Origin of the sequence: Olsenella sp. CU969, from assembly GCF_905219715.1 — a bacterium.
GTDB lineage: Bacteria > Actinomycetota > Coriobacteriia > Coriobacteriales > Atopobiaceae > Granulimonas > Granulimonas faecalis.
The window spans coordinates 1-3871 of the sequence record NZ_CAJMXC010000111.1 but is presented as its reverse complement, the minus strand read 5'-3'; the positions used below and the strand labels follow the sequence as shown (position 1 = coordinate 3871).

Here is a 3871-nt window from a genome sequence, read left to right as displayed (position 1 = left end):
CCACCAACCCCACCTCCACCGCCATCTTCAAGTGCCTGCTGGCTCTCAAGACCCGCAACGCCATCATCATCTCCCCGCACCCCCGCGCCAAGGAGTCCACCATCGCCGCCGCCAAGGTCGTGCGCGAGGCCGCCGAGGCCGCGGGCGCGCCCAAGGGCCTCATCCGCTGGATCGAGCAGCCCAGCCTCGAGCTCACCAACGAGCTCATGCGCGACGCCGACATCATCCTGGCCACCGGCGGCCCGGGCATGGTCAAGGCCGCCTACAGCTCCGGCAAGCCCGCCCTGGGCGTGGGCGCCGGCAACACCCCGGCCATCATCGACTCCTCGGCCGACATCAAGCTCGCCGTCATGTCGATCCTGCACTCCAAGACCTTCGACAACGGCATGATCTGCGCCTCCGAGCAGTCCGTCATCGTCCTCGACGACATCTACAAGGCCGTGAAGGACGAGTTCAAGCGTCGCGGCGCCTACTTCCTCAAGGGCGACGAGATCGACAAGGTCCGCAAGACCATCATCATCAACGGCGCCCTCAACGCCAAGATCGTGGGCCAGTCCGCCCACACCATCGCCGAGATGGCCGGCGTCGACGTGCCCAAGAACACCAAGGTCCTCATCGGCGAGGTCGACTCCGTGGAGCTCTCCGAGGAGTTCGCCCACGAGAAGCTCTCCCCGGTGCTGGCCATGTACCACGCCAAGGACTTCGACGACGCCATCGCCAAGGCCGAGNAGCTCATCGCCGACGGCGGCTACGGGCACACCAGCTCCCTCTACATCGACACGATGAACGAGAAGGAGAAGATGGCCAAGCACGCCGAGGCCATGAAGACCTGCCGCATCGTCATCAACACCCCCAGCTCCCAGGGCGGTATCGGCGACCTCTACAACTTCCGCCTCAAGCCTTCCATGACCCTGGGCTGCGGCTCCTGGGGCGGCAACTCCATCTCCGAGAACGTGGGTGTGAAGCACCTCATCAACACCAAGGTCGGGGCAGAGAGGCAGACCAACATGCTGTGGTACCGCACCCCCGACNAGANCTACTTCAAGCGCGGCTGCATGCCGGTGGCCCTCGCCGAGCTCGGCACCATGGGCAAGAAGCGCGCCTNCATCGTCACCGACCAGTTCCTCTACAAGAACGGCTACTCCAAGGCCATCGAGGACAAGCTCGACGAGATGGGCATCGTCCACTCCTGCTTCTNGGACGTGGCTCCCGACCCCACCCTCCAGTGCGCCGAGGAGGGCGTGAAGCAGATCCGCTCCTTCGAGCCCGACTGCATCATCGCCCTGGGCGGCGGCTCCGCCATGGACGCGGCCAAGATCATGTGGCTCATGTATGAGCACCCCGAGGCCCGCTTCGAGGACATGGCCATGGACTTCATGGACATCCGCAAGCGCATCTTCACCTTCCCCGAGATGGGCTCCAAGGCCTACTTCGTGGCCGTCCCCACCTCCTCCGGCACCGGCTCCGAGGTCACCCCGTTCGCGATCATCACNGACGCCGAGACCGGCATCNAGTGGCCACTCGCCGACTACCAGCTGCTGCCCAACATGGCCATCGTGGACGTCGANAACATGATGAACCAGCCCAAGGGCCNCACCTCCGCCTCCGGCATCGACGTGCTCACCCACGCCCTGGAGTCCCTCGTGTCCATCATGGCCAGCGACTACACCAAGCCCGCGTCGCTCCAGGCCATCAAGCTGGTCTTCGACTACCTNCCCGCGGCCTATGACAAGGGTGCCGCCGACCCGGTGGCCCGCGAGCACATGGCCAACGCCTCCTGCATGGCCGGCATCGCCTTCGCCAACGCCTTCCTGGGCGTCAACCACTCCATGGCCCACAAGCTCGGCGCCTTCCACCACCTGCCCCACGGTGTGGCCAACGCCGTCATCCTCACCCGCGTCATGCGCTACAACGCCGTCGACCGCCCGGTGAAGATGGGCACCTTCCCGCAGTACGCCTACCCCGAGGCCAAGGAGCGCTACTGCGAGGCCGCCCGCTACGTGGGCATCACCGGCAAGAACGACGACGAGGTCTTCGAGAAGTTCCTCGCCGCCATCGACGAGCTCAACGAGCACGTGGGTATCAAGAAGACCATCGCCGACTACGGCATCCCCGAGCACAACGACGAGGGCACCGGCTTCCTCGACACCCTCGACGAGATGGTGGAGCAGGCCTTCAACGACCAGTGCACCGGCGCCAACCCGCGCTACCNGCTCNTGAGCGAGATCAAGGAGCTCTACCTCGACGCCTACTACGGCCGCGAGCCCCAGAGCTACGAGGACTAACACGGCTTGACCGGGCCGCCNGGCGCCCCTTGGGGGAGGGGCGCCCGGCCCGCCCGTTGTTTGTTCCGTACACCTGAGAGAGAGGAACGAGAGTGGAGCAGATAGTCCAGCGCGGCAACAAGGCAGTCTTCGTGGACGGCGAGAACATCGTCAAGGTCTTCAACGACACCAAGCCCGTCTCCGACGTCTTCAACGAGGCGCTCAACCTCGCCCGCGTCAACGAGGCCGGCATCTCGACGCCTGAGCCCGTCTCGGTGGCCAGGGTCGACGGCTCCTGGGCCCTCACCACCACCTACGTGCCCGGTCGCACCCTGGCCGAGCTCATGGCCGAGGACCCCGACCAGCTCGACCGCTACCTCGCGATGTTCGTCGACTTCCAGATCGACATCCACAGCCACCGCGCGCCCCTCCTCCAGCACCAGAAGGACAAGTACGCGCGCATGATCGCATCGCTCACCGACGTCCTCGACGCCACCACGCGCTACGAGCTCGAGATGCGTCTCGACGGCATGCCCAACGAGGTCTCCGTCTGCCACGGCGACTTCAACCCCACCAACGTCATCGTGGGCGACGACGGCAAGCTCTACGCCTGCGACTGGGCCCACGCCACCCAGGGCTCCGGCGCCGCCGGTGCCGCGATCTCCTACCTCCTGTTCGAGATCGACGACCACGAGATGGCCAGGCGCTACCTCGACCTCTACTGCAAGAAGAGCGACACGCCCAAGCAGGTTGTCCGCAACTGGATGTCCATCGTGGCCGCCGCCGAGCTCTCGCGCCGCCGTGAGGAGTCCGCCAAGGACTTCCTGCTCCGCTGGATCGACGTGGTCGACTACCAGTAGGCTCACTGCGTCGCCGACGTCAAGGGCCGGCACCCCGCATGGGTGCCGGCCCTTTTTTTCNGTNTTCTNTCTGAAATGTGGCACAATGGGGGAACCGTACTAAAGGACACTTTCAGAAAAGTTCCCCATGGAGAAGAAACTCTGGCAAAAGGTGGCCACGGCCGCCCTCGCCGTGGCTCTGGCTGTGGTCCCCGCCGTCGGTCTCGTCGGTTGTGGCGGCAACCCGGCCGACCAGGTCAAGTCGGTGGTGACCTCCAACTTCGACCAGATCAAGAGCCTCGATGCGGAGGCCATCGACGAGCTCGGCAGCATGGACGAGCTCAAGGAGCTCGAGACTACCTACGGCATCTNGTCCGNTCGGCTCATCAAGGCGTTCTATGGGCACTTCGACTACACCGTCGACTCCGTCGAGGTGGACGGCGACACCGCCACCGTCAAGATCACGAGCTCCAACGTCGACCTGCAGAAGGTCGTCGAGAGCTACATGGACAGCCTCACCGAGTTCGCCACGAGCGACGAGGCCCAGAATCTCGTGACCGAGGGTGGCCAGCAAGCCGTGCAGGACAAGGTCGTGGAGCTGCTCATGGCCGCCTTCGAGGCCGAGGACGTGCCCATCGCCACGGGCCAGACCGACCTGGCCATGGAGCGTGCGGACAACTCCTGGACCTATGTCAACGAGGGCGAGGTCCTGCAGGTGCTCTTTGGCGGTCAGGACCTCCAGAGCGCCATGAGCCAGTTCTCCTGACC

2 protein-coding genes are annotated in these 3871 nt (G+C 65.1%); both read left to right on the top strand.

The genetic code is table 11. The features are described 5' to 3' along the window. Positions 1-2285 (top strand): bifunctional acetaldehyde-CoA/alcohol dehydrogenase (gene adhE / locus JX283_RS07885; RefSeq protein WP_204830086.1); only part of this gene is annotated, 2285 nt, incomplete at its 5' end. 92 nt (positions 2286-2377) lie between these two features. Then, positions 2378-3124: a phosphotransferase family protein gene (locus tag JX283_RS07880; protein ID WP_135977179.1), complete on the top strand. Its 747-nt coding sequence runs from the start codon at positions 2378-2380 to the stop codon at positions 3122-3124. Positions 3125-3871 lie beyond the last annotated feature (747 nt).